Raw genomic sequence first — 24035 nt, 5'->3', positions numbered from 1 at the left:
CACGCTGAGTCGGGCGGTGGGCGGCCGAGCGACCCGGCCCGGTGCAGCCCGGCACCCCGCCCCGACTCCCCCGGATCCGCTCACCCCCCGCCCCCGGCCCCGCTCCCGTCGCCCCCTCCGCTCTCGTCCCCCACCACGACCCCGTGCTCGGCGAGCCATGGCACCGGGTCGACCGCCGAGCCCATCTCCTCGGTGAGCCGGACCTCGAAGTGCAGGTGGGGGCCGGTGGAGTTGCCGCTGGTGCCGGACTGGCCGATGCGCTGACCGGCCCGTACCCGCTCGCCCTGGTCGACGGCGGGGGAGGCGAGGTGCGCGTACTGGGTGAAGTAGCCGTTCGGATGGGCAAGCACGATCTCCATGCCGAAGCCGCCGCCGCAGGAGACCCGCACCACCCGGCCCGCCCCGGCCGCCCGTACCGGTGTGCCGATCGGTACCGCGAAGTCCTGACCGGTGTGCCGGTGGGACCAGTGGGCGCCCGCGCTGTCGAAACCGGCCGAGAGCTGGTACCCGGCCACCGGTGCCACCCAGGGACCGGGGGCCGGTTCCTCCGGTCCTTCCGGGCGGGTGGCGCCGGGGCAGCTGCCCGCCGCCACCGCCTGGTCGGCCTCGCCCTGCAGGGTCCACTGCGCCTGGCCGAGGCGCTCCTTGACGCTCTTCTTCAGGCGGTCCAGTGCGGCGGTCTGCCGGTCGAGCGCGCGCCGGGCCACCGCAGCCTCCCGCTCGCTCGCGGCGAGCCGCCGGGCGGCGGTGCGGCTGCGGGTGACCGCGTTGTCGACGGCGAGGTTCGCGTGCGCGGCGATCCGCGAGCCGCGCAGCATCTCCTCCGGGTCGGCCGCGAGCAGCATGCCCGCCGCGTACGGGAGGCCGCCGCTGCCCCGGTACTGCTCGCGGGCCAGCCGTCCGAGGTCGCGGTGGAGCGCGTGGGTGCGCTGCCGTTCCAGGGCGAGCAGCCGCTGGATCCGGGCCGCCTTCGCCTGCTGCTCGGCGGCGGCCAGACGCCCCCGCTCGTAGGCCTCGCTCGCCCGGGCCGCCTCCTGGTACAGCCGCGCCACCCGGGCACCGGCCGTACCCCCCGCCGCGTCCGCGCCGCCCGCGGGGTCCGCCGCCGCGGTGGGCGCGCCGAGGCCGAGGAGTGCGCAGAGCAGCGCCGGCAGGACCGGTACGAGCAGCGGACGGGACCGGAGGCGGCGGTGGCGGGCGGGACATGAGGACATGTCAGGGATCGTGTCGCGGACCGCCCGGCGCGGCCTCCGCTGCTCCTGCGCCCGGGCGACGCCCTGCCCCGTACGGACGACCCGCGTACCGCCGAACAGCACACGGCGGCCGGGACCGGGTGGAGGGACCTCACTCCGCCTCGACGGGAACCTGCCACAGCACCGTGGTGCCGCGCCCGCCGGGGCCGGTGCCGCTGGTGCGCCAGCTGGTGCCGCCGAGGGACTCGGCCCGCCGTTCGAGGTTGGCCAGGCCGCTGCGGCGGCCCTCAAGGGGGATGCCGACACCGTCGTCCGCGACGCTCAGCCGTACGCCCCGCCGCCCGTCCTCCAGGGTGACCGTGGCGTCCACCCGGACGTCGATCCGGGTGGCCTCCGCGTGCCGGTAGGCGTTGGAGAGCATCTCGCGCAGCGCCGCGATCAGGTTCTTCCCGGCGTCGGGCCCCACCGTGTCCACCGGGCCGAGGAAGCGGTACGAGGGCCGGAAGCCCAGCGGCACCGCGGCCATGCTGATCTCGCGCAGGACCCGGGCCCGCAGCCCGGGCTGGCGTTCGGCGGGGCCCTGCTGGAGGGCGAAGATGGCGCCGCGGATCTCCTGGATGGTGACGTCGAGTTCGTCCACGGCCTTCTCGACGCCGGTGCGCACCTCCGGCTGTGCCGAGGAGCGGTGCGCGCTCTCCAGCATCATGCCGGTCGCGAACAGCCGCTGGATCACCAGATCGTGCAGGTCGCGGGCGATACGGTCGCGGTCCTCGTAGACCGCGAGGCGCTCCCGGTCGCGCTGGGCGTCGGCGAGCATCAGCGCCAGCGCCGCCTGTGAGGCGAAGCGGGTGGCCAGCGTCCGGTCGGCGCGGGTGAACGGCTTCCGGCCGCGCAGGCGCTGGGTGATCAGGGCGCCGAGCACCCGGCCGTCGCTCTGCAGCGGCAGCACCATGGTGGGGCCGTAGCTGCGGGCGACGGAGTCCGTCATCCAGGCGTGGGTGGCCGCGTCCTCGAGGAACACGGCCCGCCCGGCGAGCACCTCCCGCACCACCCGGCTGCTGGGCGGGACGATCCGGCCGAGGACCTCCCGGGCGCGGTCCGAGGCGACGGCGACCACCTCCAGGCCGCCCTCCCCGGCGGGCAGCAGCACGGCGCTGGCCGCCGAGTCGGAGAGCCTGCGGGCCTGCTGGGCGACGACTTCGAGCGCCTCGTCGGCGTCGCTCGCGGTGAGCAGGGCGGTGGTCACCGCGACCGATCCGTCGATCCAGCGCTCCCGCTGGCTGGCCTCCTCGTAGAGCCGGGAGTTGCCGATGGCGATGCCCGCCTCGGTGGCGATCGCGCGGACCAGCGTGACGTCCTTGGCGGTGAACTCCCCGCCGCCCTCCTTCTTGGCCAGGCAGAGCATGCCGAAGAGGGCGCCGTGCACCCGGATGGCCACGTCCATGCAGTGCCGGTCCGCCCCGGCCGCGGGGTGGCTGCGGGCGAGCACCTGCCGCATCCGCCGGTGGCCCCCGGGAAGCGCGCGGATCCGGTCCCGGGTCTCCTCTTCGACGCCGTGGAAGACGTACTCGACCTTGCCCTCGCCGTCCTCGGGCAGCACCGCGACGACCGCGCAGTGCGCGTCCGCGAGCCCGGCGGCGATGGCCGCGATCCGGTCCAGCGTGGTGTGCAGGCCGAGCCCGGCCCCGACGAAGCGCATCGCCTCCAGGAGGCGGGGCATCCCGTCCGCCAGCTCGGGCGGCAGTCCGCCGGGTCCGCGCGCGGAGCCGTCCTGGTCCGCGGACCGGGGCGCGGCTCCGCCCGGTGCGGCCGCGGTACCCACTGGTTCCGGCATGCCTCCGAGGATAATTAGTCCGGTTTACGGAGGAAAGTCGGTCGGCGGTGACGCGGTTCCGGTCGGGGCGCCTCGGTTCAGGTGGTGACCAGAGGGGCCGCGGTGGTGCTCGGCGGCCGGGGCCGGGGACGCGGGGTCAGCAGGTCCGCGGCGCTCTCGCGCTCGCGCATGCGGCGCAGCGGGCCCGGCCGGGCGAGGAGGTCCGCGTACCGGCCGCGCTGCACCACGCGGCCCTCGTCGAGGACCAGGACCTCGTCGACGGCTTCGAGCCCGGCGAGCCGGTGGGTGATCAGCACCGTGGTGCGGCCCTCGGTCGCCGTGAGCAGGTCGCGGGTGAGGGCGTCCGCCGTCTCCAGGTCCAGGTGCTCGGCCGGTTCGTCGAGGACGAGGACGGGGAAGGCGGCGAGCAGGGCCCGCGCCAGGGCGAGGCGCTGGCGCTGACCGCCCGAGAGCTCCCGGCCGTGCTCGCCGACCAGGGTGTCGATCCCCCGCGGCAGCGAGTCCACCCAGTCGAGCAGCCGGGCCGCGGCGAGCGCCCCGCGCACCTCCTCCTCGGTGGCTCCCTTCCGGGCGAGCAGCAGGTTCTCGCGCAGCGAGGAGTCGAAGAGATGCGCGTCCTGGGCGCACAGGCCCACGGTCTCGCGCACGGTGTCCCCGGACAGTTCCCGTACGTCCGTCCCGCCGAGGGTGTAGCTCCCGTCCCGTACGTCCACGAAACGCAGCAGCACCTGGGCGAGGGTGGTCTTGCCGGACCCTGAGGGGCCCACCACGGCGATCCGCCTGCCCTCGCGCAGGGTGAGGTCGAGGGCGCCGAGCGCGTCCCGGCCGGCGCCCTCGTGGCGGGCGGTGAGGCCGCGGAGCCGCAGCGGGAAGGGCGAGGCGGGCGCGGGCGCCTCCGGTACGGGATCGGGCACCGGCTCCGGGGCGTCCAGGACCTCGTACACGCGCCGTGCGCTCGCCCGCACCCGCTGCCGGTACTGCACCGCCACCGGCATCCCGAGGACGCACTCGAAGGCGGCGAGCGGCAGCAGGAGGACCACGGCGAGCTGCACCCCGTCGAGGCGTCCCGCGCCCACCGCGGCCACACCGAGCGGCGCCGTCGCCGCGAGGGTCAGCCCGCAGAGCAGCGCGGTGAGGCCGTTGCCGAGGGCGCTGACGGCCGCCGCCCGGGAGGCGATCCGGGTCAGCTCCGCGTCGGCCCCCCGCGCGGCGGCGGTACGGGAGCCGAGGGCGCCCGCGACCGTCAGCTCCGCGGTGCCGGTGAGCAGGTCGGTGACCCGGGTGGCCAGCGCCCCGCGCGCCGGGGCCAGCCGGCGTTCGGTACGGCGGGCCAGGGCCGCGGCGAGCAGCGGGACCCCGGCCCCGGCGAGCAGCAGGCCGGCGGCGAGCACCGCACCGGCTTCGGGCAGCAGCCAGGCCGAGAACCCCGCCGAGAGGCCCCCGACGAGTACGGCGGCACCGGCCGGGAGCAGCCAGCGCAGCCAGTAGTCCTGGAGCGCGTCGACATCGGCGACCAGCCGGGAGAGCAGGTCGCCGCGCCGGGTGCGGCGCAGTCCGGAGGGGGCCAGCGCCTCCAGGCGGCGGAAGACGGCGACCCGGGTGTCGGCCAGCATCCGCAGTACGGCCTCGTGCGCGACCAGACGCTCCGCGTACCGGAAGACCGCCCGGCCGATCCCGAAGGCGCGGGTGGCCGTCACGGCGACCATCAGGTACAGCACCGGCGGCTGCTCCGAGGCCCGGGAGATCAGCCAGCCGGAGGTGGCCATCAGCCCGACCGCACTGCCGAGCGCCAGCGCGCCGAGCAGCAGCGCCAGCCCGAGCCGCGCCCGCCGCACCCGGGCCAGGGCACGCAGGCGGGCGAGGGGGCGGAGGGGAGGAGGACGGCGCTGGGCACCAGCGCGGCGGGCAGCGCCGCGGCGTTCGGTGAGCCGGCTCCGATGAGCTGCCTCGCTGATCTCGCCGACTTCGGCGACCTGGCCCGTGTGGGCTGCCTCGCTGATCTCGCCGACTTCGGCGACCTGGCCCGTGTGGGCTGCTTCGCCGATCTCTCCGGCGTCGGTGACCTGGGCCGAGTGGGCGACGTCGGCGACCTGGGCCGAGGGGGCGATCTCGCCGATCTGGCCGATTGCGGTGGCCTGGCCGGTCCCGATGCCCGGGCCCGCCCCGCTCGTACCGCCCGCCTCGTGGGCCTGGTCCGCCTCCCCCGCCCCACCGAGGCGCACCACCCGGTCCGCGAGGGCGAGGAGGGCGGGCCGGTGGACGACGAGCAGGACCGTGCGGCCGGTCGCGAGGCGGCGGATCGCGGCGACGATCTCCTCCTCGGTGGCGCCGTCGAGGGCGGCGGTGGGCTCGTCGAGCAGCAGGACCGGGCGGTCGGCGAGGAAGGCGCGGGCCAGGGCGAGGCGCTGGCGCTGGCCCGCGGAGAGTCCGGCGCCGTCCTCGCCGAGGCGGGTGCCGAGGCCCTCGGGGAGCGCCTCGGTGAAGTCGAGGGCGCCCGCGTCGGCGAGCGCGCGGCGGACCTCCGCCTCGGTGGCTTCGGGGCGGGCCAGGCGGATGTTCTCGGCGAGGGTGCCCGCGTAGAGCTGCGGGTGCTGCGGCACCCAGGCGATCTGCTCGTGCCAGCGGGCGGGGGCGATCCCGGCCAGGTCCGTCCCGGCGAGGCTCACCCGGCCCTCCGCCGGGCGTACGAGTCCGAGCAGCACGCGCAGCAGCGTGGACTTTCCGCAGCCGCTCGGGCCGGTCAGCGCCACGACCTCGCCGGGCCGCACGGTGAGCGAGACGTCCTCGACGGCCGGGGCGGAGCGGCCCGGATAGCGCACCGTCACCCGCTCGCACCGCAGCTCCCCGGGCGGGAAGGCGACCGTACGGGTGGAGGAGGGCAGCGACTCCGTCGTACCGGAGGCGGGCAGCGACTCCGTGCCGACCGCCGAAAGCGAAGCCGTACCCGTCACGGGAAGCGGAGTCGCACCCGCCACGGAAGGCGGCACCGCGCCCGAGAGCGAAGCCGGACCCGCCGCCGAAGGCGAACCCGCACCCCCCACGGGAAGCGCCCCCGCCCCCGCCGCCGGAAGCGGTGTCTCCAGTACGGCGAAGAGGTTCTCGGCGGCGGAGAGGCCCTCGGCGGCGGCGTGGAACTGGGCGCCGACCTGGCGCAGGGGGAGATAGGCCTCGGGGGCGAGGATGAGGATCACCAGGCCCGCGAAGAGGCCGAGTTCGCCGTGGACCAGGCGCATGCCGATGCCCACCGCGACCAGGGCGACGGAGAGGGTGGCGAGGAGTTCGAGGGCGAAGGAGGAGAGGAAGGCGATGCGCAGGGTGCGCATCGTCGCGCGGCGGTAGTCGCCGGTGATCCGGCGGATCGACTCGGCCTGGGCCTTGGCCCGGCCGAAGACCTTGAGCGTCGGCAGCCCGGCCACCACATCGAGGAAGTGGCCGGAGAGCCGCGCGAGCAACTGCCACTGCCGGTCCGTCCGGGACTGGGTGGCCCAGCCGATCAGCACCATGAACACGGGGATCAGCGGCAGGGTGCCCGCGATGACCGCCGCCGAGATCCAGTCCTCGGTGACGATCCGGGCGAGGACGGCCACCGGCACCACCACGGCCAGGGCGAGTTGGGGCAGGTAGCGGGCGAAGTAGTCGTCCAGGGCGTCCACTCCGCGGGTGGCGAGGACCACCAGGGAGCCGGTGTCCTGGCCGGGGATGCGGTCCGGGCCGAGTTGCCCGGCGTGGCCGAGGAGCCGCCCGCGCAGTTCGGACTTGGCGGCGGCGCTCGCCCGGTGCGCGGCCAGTTCGGTCAGCCAGCCGACCGCGCCCCGGCCGAGCGCGACGGCGAGCAGCAGGAGCAGCGGGGTGCGCAGCGCTCGCGCCGAGAGCCCGTCCTGGAAGGCGCCGACCACGATCTCGGCGAGCAGCGTGGCCTGGGCGATGAGCAGTCCGGCCCCGGCCGCCCCGAGCAGGACGAGCAGGATCAGGAAGAGCCGGGTGGCACGGGCGTGGCGCAGGAGCCGGGGGTCGATTGGTTTCACGTGAAACACCACCTGGGGGCAGCGGGGCCGGGGACCGTCAGTGCGCGCTGTCGGCGAGGTGCTGGGTGCCGATCCGCTTGCGGAAGACCCAGTACGTCCAGGACTGGTAGAGCAGGACGAGCGGGGTGGCGATCAGCGCACACCAGCTCATCAGCCGCAGCGTGTACGGGCTGGAGGAGGCGTTGCTCACCGTCAGGCTCCACTTCTCGTCCAGCGAGGAGGGCATCACCGCGGGGAAGAGGACCAGGAAGAACACCGCGACGGTGGCCACGATGGCGAGCCCGGAGAAGGCGAAGGACCAGCCCTCCCGGCCCGCCCTGATCGCCCCGACCGCCACCGCCAGCGCGAGGAGGGCGACGATCAGCACCGCCAGGCTCGACCCCTTGCCCTGGTCCGCCTGGGTCCAGAGCAGGAAGGCCGCGGCGAGCCCGGTGGCGAGCAGCCCGAGCCAGGTCGCGCAGGAGCGGGCCCGGTAGCGGATCTCCCCCGTCGTCTTGAGCGCGGCGAAGACCGCCCCGTGGAAGGTGAAGAGGCTCAGCGTCACCGCCCCGCCGAGCAGGGCGTACGGGTTCAGCAGGTCGAGGAGGCCGCCCACGTACTCCTTGTCGGCGTCGATCTCGACCCCGTGGACGATGTTGCCGAAGGCCACCCCCCACAGGATCGCGGGCAGCAGCGAGCACCAGAACAGGGCGTGCTCCCAGTTGCGCTGCCAGCGTTCCCCGGAGCGCTTGACCCGGTACTCGAAGGCGACGCCGCGCACGATCAGGCAGATCAGGATCGCGAGCAGCGGCAGATAGAAGCCGGAGAAGAGGGTGGCGTACCACTCGGGGAAGGCGGCGAAGGTCGCGCCGGCCGCGGAGAGCAGCCAGACCTCGTTGCCGTCCCAGACCGGGCCGATGGTGTTGATCAGCACCCGGCGCTCCGGGCGGTCGCGGGCGAGGAGCTTGGTCAGGACGCCGATCCCGAAGTCGAAGCCCTCCAGGAAGAAGTAGCCGGTCCACAGGACGGCGATGACGACGAACCAGAGGTCGTGGAGTTCCATCGCGGTTCCGGTCCTTTCGCGGGGTGGGTCGGGCCGTGGGGGCGGGCGGGGCGGTCAGTAGGAGAAGGCCATGGGCCGGTCCTGCTGCGCGTCCCCGTCGCCGTCTCCGTGGCCGCCGCCGATCCGGGTGGGCGGGTGGAGGTCGTCCTCGGTCAGCTCGGGCGGTCCGGCCTTGACGTACTTGATGAGGAGGCGGACCTCGATGACGGCGAGTACCGCGTAGAGCAGGGTGAAGACGGTCATGGAGAGGATCACCTCGCCCTGGGAGACGCCGGGGGAGACGGCGTCGCGGGTCTGGAAGAGTCCGTAGACCACCCAGGGCTGGCGGCCCATCTCGGTGAAGATCCAGCCCCAGGAGCCGGCGATCAGCGGGAAGGCGAGGGTCCACACCGCGAGCCGCCAGTACCAGCGGCTGAGCCGGGCGCCGAGGGGCGCGCGCAGCAGGACCAGCCGCGGCACCTCCTCCTCGCCGGTGCGCAGCCGCCGGGGCAGCAGGAACTTCTTGCGGGTGAGCCAGAGGCCGAGGGCGCCCAGGGCGAAGGAGGTCATCCCGAAGCCGATCATCCAGCGGAAGCCCCAGTAGGCGACCGGGATGGTGGGCCGGTAGTCGCCGGGGCCGAACCGTTCCTGCTCGGCCTTGTTGACGTCGTTGATGCCGGGGACGTACGAGCTGAAGTCGTCGTGGGCGAGGAAGGAGAGCACGCCGGGGATCTGCACGGCGACCGAGTTGTGGCCCTTGTCGACGTCCCCGTAGGCGAAGACGGAGAAGGGTGCGGGCTTCTCGCCGTCCCAGAGCGCCTCGGCCGCGGCCATCTTCATCGGCTGCTGCTTGAACATGACCTTGCCGAGCAGGTCGCCGCTGACCGCGGTGAGCAGTCCGGCGATCACCACGGTGATCAGGCCGAGGCGCAGCGAGGTCCGCATCACGGGTACGTGCTTGCCGCGCCGCAGGTGGAAGGCGGCGATGCCGACCATGAAGGCGCCGCCGGTGAGGAAGGCGGCCGCGAGGGTGTGGAAGGCCTGGGCGAGGGCGGTGTTCTGGGTGAGCACCAGCCAGAAGTCGGTCAGCTCGGCGCGGCCCGAGCCCTTGTCGAGCCGGTAGCCGACCGGGTGCTGCATCCAGGAGTTGGCGGCCAGGATGAAGTACGCGGAGAGGATGGTGCCGAGCGCGACCATCCACATGCAGGCCACATGGATCCGCTTCGGCAGCTTGTCCCAGCCGAAGATCCACAGGCCGATGAAGGTGGACTCGAAGAAGAAGGCGATCAGCGCCTCGAAGGCGAGCGGGGCGCCGAAGACGTCGCCGACGAAGCGGGAGTAGTCCGACCAGTTCATGCCGAACTGGAACTCCTGCACGATGCCGGTGACCACACCCATGGCGATGTTGATCAGGAAGAGCTTGCCCCAGAACATGGTCGCCCTGAGGTACTTCTCCTTGCCGGTCCGCACCCAGGCCGTCTCCAGGCCCGCGGTGAGGGAGGCCAGCGAGATGGTCAGCGGGACGAACAGGAAGTGGTAGACGGTGGTGATGCCGAACTGCCAGCGCGACAGGGTCTCCGGTGCCAGTGCCAGGTCCACGTCGTCATCTCCTTTGCGCGGGGGCCGCCGCGGCGATTCGCCGCTTTGCTCACCCAGATATCGGGAGTAACGGGACGCGCTTGTGAACGCGTTCACATTCACAAGCATTATGTCCTACCGGAATGTCGATCTCCGAAGGGGGGGTCCCCCTCGGCGCACCGAGGGCCTCGCTCCCCCGGAATCCGGGCCCGGGGGCCCCTCGCGGAAAACGTAAGCAACCGCTTAGTCTGGGTACGGAACGCCTCCGCCGACGGCGGAGCCGGGCAGCCGCTGCCCGGGCAACCGAGCCCCCGGGGAGACCCCGTATGTCCCTGCTCCTGTCCCGCCGCGACCTCGACTTCCTGCTGCACGAGTGGCTGGAGGTGTCCGCGCTCACCGAGCGGCCCCGGTTCGCCGACCACTCCCGGGAGACCTTCGACGCCGCGCTCGACCTCAGCGAGCAGATCGCCACCCGGCACTTCGCCCCGCACAACAAGAAGGCGGACGCCGAGGAGCCCCGCTTCGACGGCGAGCGGGTCCACCTCATCCCCGAGGTGAAGGAGGCGCTGGCCGTCTTCGCCGAGTCCGGCCTGACCGGCGCCACCATGGACTACGAGATCGGCGGCAGCCAGCTCCCGGCCGTGGTCGCGAACGCCTGCTTCGCCTGGTTCCAGGCGGCCAATGTCGGCACCAGCGCCTACCCCTTCCTCACCACCGGCAACGCCAACCTGCTGCTCGCGCACGGCAGCCGGGAGCAGATCGACACCTATGTGCGGCCGATGGTCGAGGGGCGCTTCTTCGGCACCATGTGCCTGTCCGAGCCCGGGGCCGGCTCCTCGCTCGCCGATGTGCGCACCCGGGCCGAGCCCCAGCCGGGCGGCGGCCACCGGCTGTTCGGCAGCAAGATGTGGATCTCCGGCGGCGAGCACGAGCTGTCCGAGAACATCGTCCACCTGGTGCTCGCCCGGATCCCCGGCGGCCCGCCCGGGGTCAAGGGCCTCTCGCTCTTCGTGGTGCCCAAGTACCTGGTGGCGCCGGACGGTTCGCTCGGCGCCCGCAACGACGTGGTCCTCGCCGGGCTCAACCACAAGATGGGCTACCGCGGCACCACCAACACCCTGCTCAACTTCGGCGAGGGCGCGCACCGGCCGGAGGGCGCGCCGGGCGCCGTCGGCCATCTCGTCGGCGAGGAGCACCGCGGCCTCGCGTACATGTTCCACATGATGAACGAGGCGCGGATCGGGGTCGGCCTCGGCGCCACCGCGCTCGGCTACACCGGCTATCTGCACGCCCTGGACTACGCCCGCAACCGCCCGCAGGGCCGCCCGCTCGGCGCCAAGGACCCCGCCTCACCGCAGGTCCCGATCCTCGCGCACGCGGACGTACGCCGGATGCTGCTCGCCCAGAAGTCGTACGTGGAGGGGGCGCTGGCGCTCAATCTGTACTGCGGGCGGCTGGTCGACGAGCAGCGCACCGCCGCCACCGAGGAGGCCCGGGACCGGGCGCGGCTGCTGCTCGACGTGCTCACCCCGATCGCCAAGAGCTGGCCCTCGCAGTGGTGCCTGGAGGCCAACGACCTGGCGATCCAGGTGCACGGCGGCTACGGCTACACCCGGGAGTACAACGTCGAGCAGTTCTACCGCGACAACCGGCTCAACCCCATCCACGAGGGCACCCACGGCATCCACGGTCTCGACCTGCTCGGCCGCAAGGCGGTGCAGGAGGGCGGCGCCGGGCTCGCCCTGCTCGGCGAGCAGATCGGCGCGAGCGTGGCGCGGGCCGCGAAGGCGGGCGGGGAGGCCGCCGGGTACGCGGAGGCGCTGGGCGGGCGGCTGGCGCGGATCGGCGAGGTGACCGCGCGGCTGTGGGGCACCGGCGACCCGGCGACCGCGCTGGCCAACGCCACCGCCTATCTGGAGGCGGTCGGCCATGTGGTGCTCGCCTGGATCTGGCTGGAGCAGCTGCTCGCGACCGGCGACCGGGAGGGCGCCTTCTACGAGGGCAAGCGGGCCGCCTGCCGCTTCTTCTACCGGCACGAACTCCCCCGTACCGACGCGCAGTTCGCCCTCCTGGAGAGCCTGGACCGGACCGCGCTCGACGTGCCGGACGAGGCCTTCTGAGGCAGCAGCGGGGGCCGGGCGCCCGGCGCCCGGCCCCCAACCGGGGGTTCTACAGCTCCTTGCGGAAGGCGGCCGCGGTCTGGAGGAAGAGGTCGTTGCCCTCGCTCTCGCCGATGGTGACGCGCACGCCCTCGCCCGCGAAGGGCCGGATCACCACGCCCGCCGCCTCGCAGGCCGCGGCGAAGTCGAGGGTGCGCTCGCCGAGCCGCAGCCAGACGAAGTTGGCGTGCGTCTCGGCCACCGTCCAGCCCTGCCCGGTCAGGGTGGCGAGGACGCGCTCGCGCTCGGCGACCAGGGAGCCGACCCGGCCGAGCAGTTCGTCCTCGGCGCGCAGCGAGGCCACCGCGGCGTCCTGGGCGAGCTGGCTGACCCCGAAGGGCACGGCGGTCTTGCGCAGCGCCGCGGCGACCGGCTCGTGCGCGATCGCGAAGCCGACCCTCAGGCCCGCGAGTCCGTAGGCCTTGGAGAAGGTGCGCAGCACGCAGACGTTGGGGCGCTCGCGGTAGAGCTCCACGCCGTCGGGCACCTCGGTGTCCCGGATGAACTCGCGGTAGGCCTCGTCGAGCACCACCAGGACCTCGGGCGGCACCCGGTCGAGGAAGCGCTCCAGCTCGGCGCGGCGGATCACGGTGCCGGTGGGGTTGTTGGGGTTGCAGACGAAGATCAGCCGGGTGCGCTCGGTGATCGCCTCGGCCATCGCGTCCAGGTCGTGGCCCTCGTCCGCGGTCAGCGGGACCTCGACCGGCCGGGCGCCGCTGATCCGGGTGATGATCGGGTACGCCTCGAAGGACCGCCAGGCGTAGATCACCTCGTCGCCGGGGCCCGCGGTGGACTGCAGCAGCTGCTGGGCGACGCCGACCGAGCCGGTGCCGGTGGCCACATGGCTCGCGGGCACCCCGAAGCGGGAGGCGATCTCGGCCACCAGCGCGGTGCAGGCCAGGTCCGGGTAGCGGTTGAAGGAACCGGCCGCCGCGAGCGCGGTCTCCAGGACCCCGGGCAGCGGCGGGTAGGGGTTCTCGTTGGAGGACAGCTTGTACGCCTTGGGTCCACCGGCAGCAGCGGGCTTGCCCGGCTTGTAGGCCGGGACGCCGTCCAGCTCGGCACGCAGCCTGGGGCTCGTCTCACTCACCGCAGTCCTCCTCGTCACACCACTCGTGATCAGCGACTCCCGGCTCCTCCGCCTCCGCGGACGGCCGGGCGCTCGACACCCGCCGAGCCCAATACTGCTCACCCTATGAGGATTGCGCGCCGCTGCGAATGGGCTGGGGACAACGCATCTGCCGGCGGGGGTCCGCTAAGGCTCCCGGGCCCGCCCTTCCGGAACCGGCCGCAAGGGGCGCGTGGCCGGTTTTCGCGCGCCGGTGGCTCGCGCCGTGGCGCGCATCCCCCGTGAAGGTGAGTTGAGACCTCTTCGCAACATCACGGCATTGGCAGGCACAGCACGCTTTGCACAACCGTAATCATCTGTCGTACCGTCAACTACCTTATATTCCAAGGCAATTGACCCTTCAGGGCCATGCAGAAACGTGACTGTCAATGGGTGAATATGCGTACGCACCACCCCACCCCAAGAGCCCTACTATCGGCTCGCCATGACAGCAGCAGGTAAGCATCAGGTGGGCCGCACGGACACAACACGCCGGGGCAACCGGCCGGGCAGAGCGGGCATCAGAGACGTGGCCGCCGCCGCCGGCGTCTCCATCACCACGGTCTCCGACGCCCTCAACGGCAAGGGCAGGCTCCCTGATGCCACCCGCCGCCACGTCCGCGAGGTCGCGGACCGGCTTGGCTACCGCCCCTCCGCGGCGGCCCGCACCCTGCGTACCGGCAAATCGGGTCTCATCGGCCTCACGGTGACGACCTACGGGGATGAACCTTTCACCTTCACCGAGTTCGCCTACTTCGCGGAGATGGCGCGGGCCGCCACCTCGGCCGCGCTCGCCCGCGGCTACGCCCTGGTGATCCTGCCCGCCACCTCGCGGCACGACGTCTGGTCGAACGTCGCCCTGGACGGCACCGTCGTCATCGACCCCTCCGACCAGGACCCCGTGGTCAGCGAACTCGTCCGGCAGGGGCTGCCGGTGGTCTCCGACGGGCGCCCGGCGGGCTCGCTGCCGGTCACCGCCTGGGTGGACAACGACCACGAGGCGGCGGTGGCCGGGATCCTGGACCACCTCTCCGCCGCCGGGGCCCGCCGCATCGGCCTGCTCACCGGCACCACCACGGACACGTACACCCATCTGTCCACCACCGCCTATCTGCGCTGGTGCGAACGCGTCGGCCAGGACCCGGTGTACGAGGCCTACCCGGCGCACGACCCCTGCGCGGGCGCCGGGGCGGCCGACCGGCTGCTCGCGCGCCCCGACCGGCCGGACGCGGTCTACGGGCTCTTCGACCCCAACGGCACCGACCTGCTCGCCGCCGCCCGCCGCTACGGACTGCGGGTCCCCGACGACCTGCTGCTCGTCTGCTGCAGCGAGTCCGCGGTGTACTCCAACACCGAACCGCCGGTCACCACGCTGTCGTTGATGCCGCGCCGGATCGGCACCGCCGTGGTGCAGCTGCTCATCGACGCCATCGAGGGCGTGGAATCGGAGCAGCCGGTCGAGCAGGTGATACCGACGGAGCTGATCGTGCGCGCCTCCTCGCAGCGCAGGCCGCCGCGGACCACGGTGAGCCCGCCGCGCGCCCCGGCACCGGACTGAGGCCCCTTCCGCACGGCGGTCCGTCCGTGCGGAGCGGGGCCGGGCCCGCCGTCAAAGGGGCTCGCGCGGCGGGGCCCGGAAAAAAACTGGGGTCCCAATTCGGGCGAAAAGCACAAGGAACCAGGGACGGGCCAGGATTCAGCACCCCTGGGTCATCACACAGCGCGAGCCGCATTCCTATGATGGGCCCACGACACCGCGGGCAAGCTGCGACCAGGCAGTCCCCTCCGGTGCAGTTGCGGCGCAATGGTGGAGGGGTCGATGACTCAGGGGGCCGGTCAGGAACCCGTGGTCCGGACAGCGACGCTGCGCGACTTCCGGGTGCCTGCCTACGTCCGCGAGGGCGCCCCGCAGCCGCCCGGCACCGCCCCCGGGCAGGTGCCCCCGCCGGAGCCCGTCCGCCCGCCGGGCGATGTCCGCCAGGCGCAGGAACAGGCCGGGCTCCAGCCGCAGCAGCCGCCCGCGCACCAGCCGGGGAGCCCGCCGCCCGTACCGGAACCGGGAAGGCCCGCCGTACCCCCGCGCACGCCCCCGGCCGCCGCCCCGGCACCGGAGCCGTACGCCCAGGGTCCCGCCGCGCCGTATCCCGGTCAGCCCCAAGTCCCCGTCCAGGGACGGCGGGAGCCGCAGCAGCCCGCGCCCCCCGCCCCGCCCGCGCCGCCGGTCGCGCCACCGGCCGTACCGCTGCCGCCGAGGGGCGTGCCCGATCCGGACGGGGCGCCCGCCGAGGGCGGCCGGATCCCCGCGCCTTCGCGGGGCGGTGCCTTCGCCGCCGCCTTCGCGGACGAGGAGGAGCCCGAGGGGTACACCCCGACCCAGCGCGACCTGCCGGTCATCAACCGCGGGGACACGCTCCAGGTCCCGGTGGCCGCCGAACCCGCGCCCGCGCCCGCGGCGGACGACCCCGAGGGGCTCGGCCCGCTGTACGTGGTCGGCGACGTCCACGGCTACCTCGACGAACTCCTCGCCGCGCTCGGCGAACAGGGCCTGATCGACACCGAGGGCGACTGGGCCGCGGGCAACACCCGGCTGTGGTTCCTCGGCGACTTCACCGACCGCGGCCCGGACGGCATCGGCGTCATCGACCTGGTGATGCGCCTGTCCGCGCAGGCCGCCGCCGCGGGCGGCTACTGCAAGGCCCTGATGGGCAACCACGAACTGCTGCTCATCGGCGCCAAGCGCTTCGGCGACACCCCCGTCAACTCCGGTGCGGGCACGGCCACTTTCCAGGCGGCCTGGCTGCTCAACGGCGGCCAGAAGACCGACATGGACCGCCTCCAGGACCACCATCTGCAGTGGATGTCCCGCCTCGACGCGATGGAGGAGGAGGACGGCCATCTGCTGCTGCACTCCGACACCACCGCCTACCTCGACTTCGGCAGCTCGATCGAGGAGGTCAACGACACCGTCCGCGAGGCGCTGACCCGCAACGACGCCGACGAGTGCTGGGACCTGTTCCGCAAGTTCACCAAGCGCTTCGCCTTCCGCGACGACTCCGGCGCCGGCGCGGTACGCGAACTCCTCGGCACCTACGGCGGCGTGCGGGTCGTGCACGGCCACAGCCCCATCCCGTACCTGCTCGGCGAGGTCGGCTCGGAGGACGGCGAGGACAGCGCGGGCCCCACCGTCGAAGGGCCGCACGTCTACGCGGAGGGCCTGGCCATCGCCATGGACGGCGGCGTCACCATGGCCGGAAAACTCCTGGTCCGCAGGCTTCCGCTGCGAGGCTGAACCGCCTTCCGCCGCGGGACGGGACCCGCCCCGCGGCACCCCTCACCACCCCTGGCGGCCCCGCCCGGACTCTTATCACACCGGGATTCCGACGCACCGAATTCCGCTCATCCCCTGTCACCTTGCGCGGTGACCCCTCTACCATCGCCCTATCCGTAGCAGGCTCCCCTCCGTTTCCTGCCCTACGGCCCGCAATCCGTGCGGGCCACATGCCCTACGGAGCATCGGGGGATGCACATGAACAGCGTTCCGCAGCACCTGATGAACGAGGACCGGCTCGCCTACGAGCGGGCCCTCGACGAGGCGCTGCACTCCGCTTCGTACGACGCCGGACCGGCCGCCGCCCGCGGACTCAACCCGGAACAACTGCGCACCATGGCGCTGAGCGCCACCGCCCTGATCACCGCCGCCGCCTCGGACGAGTACCGAAGATACGTTCAGGCACGTGAGGACCTGCGCCGTCCCGCCCCGGCCGAGGAGGCTCCGGCCGGCTCCGCGGCGGCCCGGGAGGGTCCGGGCGGCGCCGCGGGCGAGGGCGGGGCCACCGGTCTCGCCGCCGGTGCCGCCGAGGTGGTGGAGAGCGCGAGCGCGGGAGTGCTCGCCGTGGTCGCCGTGCTCACGCCGATGCTCGCGGGCGCCGCCGCGGTGATCTTCCTGCTCGTCGGCTACCTCCTCAAGGCCGTCAGCCCGCAGGACGGCTTCGCGAAGTCGATGCTCACCACCGGGTGGACCTTCGCCGGGCTCACCGCCCTGGCCATCCTGGTCGCCGGGGCCGGACTGCTCTTCGCCGCGCTGCGCAACTCCGCCGACGGGCGGCCCGCGGCCCAGGCCGAGCGCCTGAAGCTGGCGGAGGTCGAACGCGCCCGCCAGGACTGGCTCGACGCCCTCACCCACCGCGGGATCCTGCCCTTCCTCGCCGAGGCCGCCGCCCGGCCCGCCGCCGCGGGTCCCGCCCCGGCGCCGGACCCCGCGAGCGGCCACCGGATGCCCCAACTCGGCTACCACCGGCCCGGGTTCTCCAGCCCCGGCGAGGGCGAGCACCGCACCGGGACGGGGCCCAGCTACTCCAGCCCCGACTACAGCAGCCCGGACTTCAGCGGGGCGGACCGGCAGCCCGAGTAGGCCCGAGGAGGTCCCGTACCGCCGGGAGATGCGCGACGGCGGTACGGGGAGGAGGGTGGGTAGTGGTGGGGGGTGCTGCCGACCGAGCCCTCGGCGCGGCAGCCAGGGCCGCCCGGGTCCGCCGGGCCGGCCGCCACGTCGACCGCCGTGAGGACCCGCTCATGGATGACAAGGCGAAAATCTCTCTGGTCAGCGCGCTGGCCGCAGGCTACTTCCTCGGTCGTACCCGCAAGGCCAAGTTCGCCCTCGCCGTCGCTTCCCTGGTGGGAGGCGCCGCGGTGCCCTCCAACCCCCGGGAGCTGCTGAGCCTCGCGCTGCGCGAGCTCGCCAAGAACCCCCAGTTCGAGCCGCTGATCGAGCAGGTCAGAGGCGAACTGCTGACCTCGGGACGCGCCGCGCTCTCGTCCACCGCCGACCGCCGCCTCCTCTCCCTCGCCGACGCCCTCAAGGAGCGCACGGCCGCCCTGCAGGAGCCCCTCGAAGGCTCCGAGGACGAGGAGCCGGACGAGGAAGCGGACGAGGAAGCGGAGGACGAGTACGAGGACGAGGAACCCGAGGAAGACGAAGAAGACGAGGAAGGCGAAGAAGAGGGCGAGGACGAGGAGGAAGAGGACGAGGACGAGGAAGAAGAGGCGGAGGAAGAAGAACCGGCGCCTCGGCCCAGGGCGAAGAAGGCCCCGCCGAAGAAGGCCCCGCCCAGGAAGACCGCCGCGAAGAAGGCTCCGGCGAAGAAATCCGCCGCGAAGAAGGCGCCCGCGAAGAAGACCGCAGCCAAGAAGACCGCTGCCAAGAAGGCGCCTGCCAAGAAGTCCGCCGCGAAGAAATCCGCTGCGAAGAAGAGCACCAGCACCCGGAGGCGGTGACCGCCATGACCGAGAAGAAGGAAGCCGCGGCACCGGAGAAGTCCTCGGGCCTCGACCAGCTCAAGGAGCAGCTCACCTCCTACGCGCAGGCGCGCGGCCAGAAGCTGGTGGATTCCGTCGGCAGCAGGATCAGCGACCTGGCGGAGGGCGTCGGCGGCTCCTCCGAGGGCGGCAGCACCCTCCTCAACGCCGGAAAGCGCGTGATGGGCGGCGAGAATCCGCTGAAGGCCTTCGCCGGTGAAAAGGGCGGCGAGCTGAAAGACAAGGCCGTGGACTCCGTCAAGAGCGCCTTCGGGGGCGGCGGCGGGAAAGCGGGCACCGTCAAGGTCACGAACATCATCGAGCACATCGACATCGGCATGCCCCTGCGTACGGTGTACGACCGCTGGACCGAGTTCGAGGAATTCAGCGACTTCACCAAGGGTGTCACCAGCGTCACGAAGTCGGACGAGATCGAGAGCGACTGGAAACTCAAGATCGCCTTCTCCAACCGGAGTTGGAAGGCGACCGTCCAGGAGCAGATCCCCGACGACCGCATCGTCTGGACCTCGGAAGGCGCCAAGGGCACGACCCGCGGAGCCCTCAGCTTCCACGAACTGGGACCCAATCTCACCCGCATCGTCGCCGTGGTCGAGTACACCCCCGCGGGCTTCTTCGAGAAGACCGGCAACATCTGGCGGGCCCAGGGCCGCCGCCTCCGCCTGGACCTCAAGCACTTCCAGCGCTACGTCACCTTCACCGACGACGAGGACCTCGAAGGATGGCGGGGCGAGATCCGCGAAGGCGAGGTCGTCCGCAGCCACGAGGAAGGCCTGAAGGACGACGAGGAACGGGACGAGGCGGAAGCCCCGGACGAAGAGGACGAGTACGAGAACGAAGACGAAGAGGGCTACGAGGGCGAAGAGGAAGAAGAAGAGGAAGAAGAAGGGGACGGCGGCGAGGACGAGTACGAGGAGGAAGGGGAGGAGGACGAAGAGGAAGAGGAGGAGTGACGGTGGCCGGTGGGGGCAGGGCCGGTGCCGGGGTTCAGTCGCGCGGGAGCAGGGAGCCCAGGGGGCCGAGGTCCAGGTTGAGGTCCTCCAGCCGGAGGCCGTGCTGTTCGCAGAGTTCGGTCATCCGCGCGTCGAGGTGCATGAGGGTCTCCCCGATCTGCTCCACCTGCTCCTCGCTGAGGTCCCCCTGCTCGACCCGGCGCAGCGCCTGCCGCTCCATCAGCTGCCGCAGCAGTTCGACGACGGTCAGCACCAGGGAGACCAGGTCACGGCCCATCTGCTCCCGGTCGACATCCAGTCTGCGCTCGCTCACAGCGGGCCCCCGTCCGCCCACGGCGCCGGTACCCGCTCGCTGACCGAGGACAGCAGGGCGTGCAGCGAGAGCCGTACCAGCGGCACATCGGCGATGGCGATCACCAGGTCACCGCTGACCACGACCCCGGTGGCGAGGACCCGGTCGAGCAGGTCCACCAGGGGCACGCCGAGCGGGCCGGACAGGGGTTCCGGTGTCTCCCAGGGGACGGGTTCGCGTCCGTGCACCGCCGGTCACACCTCCCCGGCGAAGGAGTACGGCACCCAGGGCCCGGAGACCTCGATCCGCGCCCCGGTCCGATGGCGCAGGGACTCGACCCGGGCACGCAGTTCGGCCTCCCGTTCCGCGGCGACCAGATAGGTGGCGTTGAGGACCTGGAGCCGCTCCCGGCCGGTGAACTCCTGGCTGTGCGCCCGCAGTCGGCGGCCCGCCCTGGCCAGGCCGGTCAACTCGGCGTCCACCTCCTCACCCAGGCGCAGCGCCCGCTCATGGCGTTGGGCGCGGTCCCGGTGCGCCCCCCGCTTCCGCTCCAGATAGGCACGGCCCGCTCCGCCGCCGGTCCCGGTCCGGGTCCCGGTCCGGGATCCGCCACGGGCGTCCGCACCCGTACCCGCACCCGTACCCGTACGCGGACTGACATCCGTACCCGTGCCCGTACGCGGACTGGCGCCCGCGCCCGCTTCCCCGCCCGTACTCGTCCCCGCCGTCGCGGTGGCGGAGGAGGACCCCGCCGCGACGTAGGCCTTCACGCCCCACTCCACATGGCCGTCGATGCGGTCCAGCGCGGCGTGGAAGCGCTCCGCGTCGGATTCCAGGGCCGCGCGGGCGCGGTCGTCGCCGTGGTAGAGGGTGCCCAGGGCCAGCGGGGCGGCCGGGCCCCCGGCGGCGGCCACGGTGACCACGGCGTGGTGGGCCCGGGCGCAGCGTTCGAGCTCCCGGATGTCGGCGAGGCGCTGCTGCCAGGCCTCCTCGGTGAAGCGGGCCGCCGGGACGTGCTGGACGACCGCGGTCAGCGCGCCGAAGCGCAGGGTGCGCACGGGGTGCTCCGGACGGTCGGGGGCGCCCTCGGCCAGCCCCGGCAGCCCCGCGAACGCGGCCTCCCGCACCCGGCGGCGGCACACCGCGAACACATACGTGGCGAGCTCCTCGCCCGGCGGGGCGGTGGCGAGATGCTCCTCCGGCGAGACGTTCGCCAGGTGCTGCTCCGGCGAGACGACGGCGAGACGCTCCTCCGGCGGGACAGCCGCAAGGCGCCCGTCCGATGCGGCGGCGGGGCGCGTCATGCTCCCGCCCCGCTCGTGCCGCGCTGCCCGGCGGTCTTCCGGCCCCGGTTCCGCTCGCCGGCGGGTTCCCGGTCCCGGTTCCGCTCCCCGGCGGACTCCCGCTCCCGGTCCCGGTCGCCGGACTCCAGTGCCTCCAGGCGCTCCCGCAGCATCCGGTTCTCCTGCTCCATCTCGTCGCGGGCGGCGCGGGTGCTGAGCGCCGGGTCCGTCTCCCACCAGTCGATACCGGCCTTCCTGGCGGTCTCCACCGAGGCGACGAAGAGCCGCAGCCTGATGGTGAGGAGTTCGATGTCCAGGAGGTCGATCTTGATGTCCCCGGCGATCACGATGCCCTTGTCGAGGACGCGCTCCAGGATGTCGGCGAGGTTGCTGGTGGTGGGTCCCTGGGAGGCGATGGCCTCCGGCATGTAGTCGACATCCCTCACGGCTGTTCCGCCCTCTTCCCTACGGTGTGGTGCGCCCGGCTCCCCGCCCCGCCGCCCCGGCCCGGTCCCGCGGCCCGGCGGCTCGTCAGTACCCCCGCAGGAGGTCGAGCAGCTGCTCTTCCTCCCGCTCGAACTCCTCCTCGCTGAGCAGGCCGTTGTCGTAGTCCTCGTTCAGTGCGGCGAGCTTGGCCCGTACCACCGCGGGGTCGTGCAGTTCGCGGTCGGCCGCCCGCGCGAGCTGGTCGGCGACCCAGGTCACCCCGCGTACGGGGGCCAGGGGCAGCGTGAGCAGTCCGGTGATCAGGCCCATGCCGCCACCCGGTCCGGCGGGACGGGCGAGCCGCCGTCGCTGAAGCTGTAGCAGGGCAGGGGTCCGGCCGCCCGCAGGCGCAGGCGGTCGTGGTGCCGCTCGCCGAGGCCCCGGGCCGCGGCGAGGAAGGCCTCGCTGTCCTCGCGCGCCACCAGGAAGGAGGCGTTCAGTACGCAGCCGGTGACGGCGGGTCCGGGGGCCACCGCGTGCGCCGCGGGCTCCAGTTCCCGCCGGACGAGCCCGGCCGCCTCGGTCGCCCGCCGGGTCAGCGCGGTGGTGACCGCCTCGCCGAGGCGGACCTTGGCCTGGTAGCTCGGGCGGGTCCGCGCCTCGGCGCTCAGCCGCCGCAGCCCGGTGTCCTCGCCGAGCAGCCGGGCGAGGGCCTCCTCGTCCTCGGCGGGCAGCACCTTGACGTTGACCTCGACCCGCCCGTCGAGCAGTTCCAGGGTCCGCAGGTGGCTCTCCCGCGCCTCGCGCAGATGGCGCCGGAGCGCGGCCTCGTCGGCGGCCACCATGCCGAACCGCATCGGCAGCACGGGCCCGGACCCGGCGAGGGTGAGCAGCAGCTCCTGGTGGGCCAGCAGATCGCGGCGCCGGGCCCGCAGATCCGCGGGCGCGGCTCCGGCCACCGCGGCGAGCGGGCCCTCGGTGAGGCTCCGCGGCGGGCCCGGTTCCTTGCCCACCCCGCGCAGGCCCGCGGGCAGCGGGTGCCCGGCCCGGAGGATCCCGTACACGTAGAGCCCGGTCCCGGCCACGGTCAGTCCCTTCCCGAGCGGCGGCGGGAGGCGGACCCGGACCGCACCGGAGCGCGCCGGCGCCGACCGGCCGGAACCTTCTCCCGCTCCTCTTCCTCGTACGCGTCGTCGTTCTCGTCGTCGTCCTCGTACGCGTGATCGTTCTCGTTCTCGTCCTCGTCCTCGTCACCGGAGTCGCCCGAGCCGCCCACCGCCTCGCGCAGCGAGTCCCCCACGGACTTCGCCTTCTTCTTCGCCTTGCTCTTGCCGATCTTGCGGGCGGCCTGGCCGCCGAAGAGCTCGGGGACGGTGACGCTCCCGGAGTCCCGCTCCAGGTCGAGCCGGTTGCAGGCCTCCGCGAAGCGCAGATAGGTGTCGACGCTGGCGACGACGATCCGGGCGTCGATCTTGAGGATCTCGATCCCGACCAGGGAGACCCGGATGAAGACGTCGATGACCATCCCGCGGTCCAGGATGAGTTCCAGTACGTCGTAGAGCGTTCCGGCGCGGGGCGGGCAGGGCAGGACCTCGTCGGCATAGCGGGTCGTCGTCATCAGTCGGGCCTTTCCGGTGGTGGGGCGGCCGCTTCCGGTCCTCGGCCACTTCGCGTCGGGCACATCGCGTCGACCACTGCGCATCGACTCCCGCGCGTCGACTCCTGCTCCTCGGCCGCTACTCGTCGGCCGCGCCTCTGCGGTAGCGGCGGACCCTGCGGTACTCCAGGAGTTCGCCTCGCGGGCCCGCCTTCACCTCGTAGGTGGCGAGCAGGCTGGTGGTGTCCGGGATGCGCGCCACTTCGAGGACGTCGACCGCGACGTCCCAGCCCTCCTCGGTGCGCCGGACGGCGGAGACCCCCTCGGTGCTGTGGCTGATCAGCTCCTCCAGCGCGGCGGCCGCCTCCCGCGCGACCTCGCCGGGCCCGGGCGCCGCCGTGCCGGGGCGCTTCCGCGCGGGCGGGCGCGCGGACTCCTCCCGCGTCCTGCTCTTCTGTGCCATGGGCCCAGCCGACCACCGGCCCCCGGCGACGGCATCCTCAACGGGGCAAACGGGTACGGCGGCGCGGGTGCACCGGACACAGCTCCCCTGCGCCCGACGCACCCGCGCCGCCGTATGTACGTACTCGCCGACCGGCTTGCTTGCCTGCCGGTTTGCCTGGCGGCCTGCTGGGTCCGCCGACCTACCGACCTATCGGCCTATCGGCCTACCGGACCTGGACTACCGGCCCCGGACGACTACTTACTGGACCCGCCCCTTGGGCTTGTCCTCGTCCTCGTCGTCCTCCTCGTCGGGCAGCTTGACGTCGCTGACGTCGATGTTGACCTCGACCACGTCGAGGCCCGCCATCCGCTCGACGGCGGAGATCACGCTCTCGCGTACGTCTCCCGCCACCTCCGTGATCGACACTCCGTAGTCGACCACCAGGTTCAGGTCGATCGCCGCCTGCTTCTCGCCCACCTCCACGCCGACTCCGCGGGTCACGGTCTTCGAGCCGCCGGGTGCGCGCTCGCGCAGGGCCCCGACCGAACGTGAGGGCCCGCTGCCCAGCGCGTGGACGCCGTCGACGTCCCGGGCCGCCAGGTACGCGATCTTCCGGACGGCGCCGTCCGCGACGGTGGTACGACCCCGCCGGGCGGCCTCTTCACGAATGTTCTGTGTGTCAGCCATGCGCCAGATCACCTCTGTCGTCTGTGGGGGACACCGCCCGCCCACACCCCTCACGCTAGGCCTTCCGGGTGAGGAACGCCTGTCGGGAGGACCGGGGCGGGCGGCACCGGCCCGCAGCGGC

Annotated in this window: 21 protein-coding genes; 6 read left to right on the top strand and 15 right to left on the bottom strand. The window is 73.3% G+C overall.

Features of this window, described 5'->3' with window-relative positions:
- Positions 1-80: 80 nt before the first annotated feature.
- From HFV08_RS13930 to HFV08_RS13910, 5 genes are all read right to left on the bottom strand, one after another.
- Positions 81-1214 carry a M23 family metallopeptidase gene (locus HFV08_RS13930; protein WP_168539334.1) on the bottom strand — a complete coding sequence of 378 codons (1134 nt, stop codon included), beginning with the start codon at positions 1212-1214 and terminating at the stop codon, positions 81-83.
- Between the two features lie 130 nt (positions 1215-1344).
- Complete coding sequence (locus HFV08_RS13925) at positions 1345-2913, bottom strand: sensor histidine kinase (protein ID WP_168539583.1); 1569 nt, start codon at positions 2911-2913, stop codon at positions 1345-1347.
- Positions 2914-3104: 191 nt separating this feature from the next.
- Positions 3105-7052, bottom strand: a complete 3948-nt coding sequence (cydD, locus tag HFV08_RS13920; RefSeq protein ID WP_312885596.1) for a thiol reductant ABC exporter subunit CydD — start codon at positions 7050-7052, stop codon at positions 3105-3107.
- A gap of 37 nt (positions 7053-7089) precedes the next feature.
- Positions 7090-8094, bottom strand: a complete 1005-nt coding sequence (cydB, locus tag HFV08_RS13915) for a cytochrome d ubiquinol oxidase subunit II (RefSeq protein WP_168539332.1) — start codon at positions 8092-8094, stop codon at positions 7090-7092.
- Positions 8095-8148: 54 nt separating this feature from the next.
- Positions 8149-9672 carry a cytochrome ubiquinol oxidase subunit I gene (locus tag HFV08_RS13910; protein WP_168539330.1) on the bottom strand — a complete coding sequence of 508 codons (1524 nt, stop codon included), beginning with the start codon at positions 9670-9672 and terminating at the stop codon, positions 8149-8151.
- A gap of 305 nt (positions 9673-9977) precedes the next feature.
- On the opposite strand from HFV08_RS13910, the gene HFV08_RS13905 reads away from it, so the two are divergent.
- A complete protein-coding gene (locus tag HFV08_RS13905; RefSeq protein ID WP_168539328.1) occupies positions 9978-11771 on the top strand; it encodes an acyl-CoA dehydrogenase in 1794 nt (597 codons plus the stop codon).
- A 49-nt stretch (positions 11772-11820) separates the two neighbouring features.
- On the opposite strand, the gene hisC is transcribed toward HFV08_RS13905, so the two are convergent.
- Positions 11821-12900: a histidinol-phosphate transaminase gene (gene hisC / locus HFV08_RS13900; protein WP_168539326.1), complete on the bottom strand. Its 1080-nt coding sequence runs from the start codon at positions 12898-12900 to the stop codon at positions 11821-11823.
- Positions 12901-13363: 463 nt separating this feature from the next.
- Here hisC and HFV08_RS13895 point away from each other — a divergent pair, with 463 nt between their 5' ends.
- The 5 genes from HFV08_RS13895 (at position 13364) to HFV08_RS13875 (ending at position 19184) form a co-directional block, all read left to right on the top strand.
- Positions 13364-14476, top strand: coding sequence for a LacI family DNA-binding transcriptional regulator (locus HFV08_RS13895; RefSeq protein WP_078845016.1), 1113 nt, complete (start codon positions 13364-13366; stop codon positions 14474-14476).
- A 684-nt stretch (positions 14477-15160) separates the two neighbouring features.
- Entirely contained in the window at positions 15161-16207 is a 1047-nt protein-coding gene (locus tag HFV08_RS13890; protein WP_168539576.1) for a metallophosphoesterase, read from the top strand.
- Between the two features lie 231 nt (positions 16208-16438).
- Complete coding sequence (locus tag HFV08_RS13885; protein WP_168539324.1) at positions 16439-17329, top strand: hypothetical protein; 891 nt, start codon at positions 16439-16441, stop codon at positions 17327-17329.
- A gap of 161 nt (positions 17330-17490) precedes the next feature.
- Positions 17491-18192, top strand: a complete 702-nt coding sequence (locus HFV08_RS13880; protein WP_168539322.1) for a hypothetical protein — start codon at positions 17491-17493, stop codon at positions 18190-18192.
- A gap of 5 nt (positions 18193-18197) precedes the next feature.
- Positions 18198-19184 (top strand): SRPBCC family protein, encoded by a 987-nt coding sequence (locus HFV08_RS13875; RefSeq protein ID WP_168539320.1) that lies wholly within the window; start codon positions 18198-18200, stop codon positions 19182-19184.
- 34 nt (positions 19185-19218) lie between these two features.
- Here HFV08_RS13875 and HFV08_RS13870 read toward each other — a convergent pair whose 3' ends face one another.
- The 9 genes from HFV08_RS13870 to HFV08_RS13830 form a co-directional block, all read right to left on the bottom strand.
- The gene (locus HFV08_RS13870; RefSeq protein WP_168539318.1) at positions 19219-19497 is read right to left on the bottom strand and encodes a gas vesicle protein K; all 279 of its coding nucleotides are present in this window, start codon (positions 19495-19497) and stop codon (positions 19219-19221) included.
- Positions 19494-19724 (bottom strand): gas vesicle protein, encoded by a 231-nt coding sequence (locus tag HFV08_RS13865; protein ID WP_040251390.1) that lies wholly within the window; start codon positions 19722-19724, stop codon positions 19494-19496. The genes HFV08_RS13870 and HFV08_RS13865 overlap by 4 nt, the downstream gene beginning before the upstream one ends.
- A 6-nt stretch (positions 19725-19730) precedes the next feature.
- Positions 19731-20780: a GvpL/GvpF family gas vesicle protein gene (locus tag HFV08_RS13860; protein ID WP_168539316.1), complete on the bottom strand. Its 1050-nt coding sequence runs from the start codon at positions 20778-20780 to the stop codon at positions 19731-19733.
- Positions 20777-21187: a gas vesicle protein gene (locus HFV08_RS13855; RefSeq protein ID WP_168539574.1), complete on the bottom strand. Its 411-nt coding sequence runs from the start codon at positions 21185-21187 to the stop codon at positions 20777-20779. Before HFV08_RS13855 ends, HFV08_RS13860 begins: the two co-directional genes overlap by 4 nt.
- 103 nt (positions 21188-21290) lie before the next feature.
- Complete coding sequence (locus tag HFV08_RS13850; protein ID WP_168539314.1) at positions 21291-21515, bottom strand: gas vesicle protein GvpG; 225 nt, start codon at positions 21513-21515, stop codon at positions 21291-21293.
- Positions 21506-22270 (bottom strand): GvpL/GvpF family gas vesicle protein, encoded by a 765-nt coding sequence (locus HFV08_RS13845; protein ID WP_168539312.1) that lies wholly within the window; start codon positions 22268-22270, stop codon positions 21506-21508. The genes HFV08_RS13850 and HFV08_RS13845 overlap by 10 nt, the downstream gene beginning before the upstream one ends.
- A 2-nt stretch (positions 22271-22272) precedes the next feature.
- Positions 22273-22803, bottom strand: coding sequence for a gas vesicle protein GvpJ (gene gvpJ, locus HFV08_RS13840; protein ID WP_168539310.1), 531 nt, complete (start codon positions 22801-22803; stop codon positions 22273-22275).
- 118 nt (positions 22804-22921) lie between these two features.
- Positions 22922-23245 carry a gas vesicle protein GvpO gene (gene gvpO, locus HFV08_RS13835; RefSeq protein ID WP_168539308.1) on the bottom strand — a complete coding sequence of 108 codons (324 nt, stop codon included), beginning with the start codon at positions 23243-23245 and terminating at the stop codon, positions 22922-22924.
- A 240-nt stretch (positions 23246-23485) separates the two neighbouring features.
- The gene (locus tag HFV08_RS13830; RefSeq protein WP_168539306.1) at positions 23486-23914 is read right to left on the bottom strand and encodes an Asp23/Gls24 family envelope stress response protein; all 429 of its coding nucleotides are present in this window, start codon (positions 23912-23914) and stop codon (positions 23486-23488) included.
- Positions 23915-24035 lie beyond the last annotated feature (121 nt).

It is taken from the genome of Streptomyces physcomitrii, from assembly GCF_012273655.1.
Taxonomy (GTDB): domain Bacteria; phylum Actinomycetota; class Actinomycetes; order Streptomycetales; family Streptomycetaceae; genus Streptomyces; species Streptomyces physcomitrii.
Note: the sequence above shows the minus strand (reverse complement) of the source record. Positions and strands in the feature narration are given on the sequence as shown.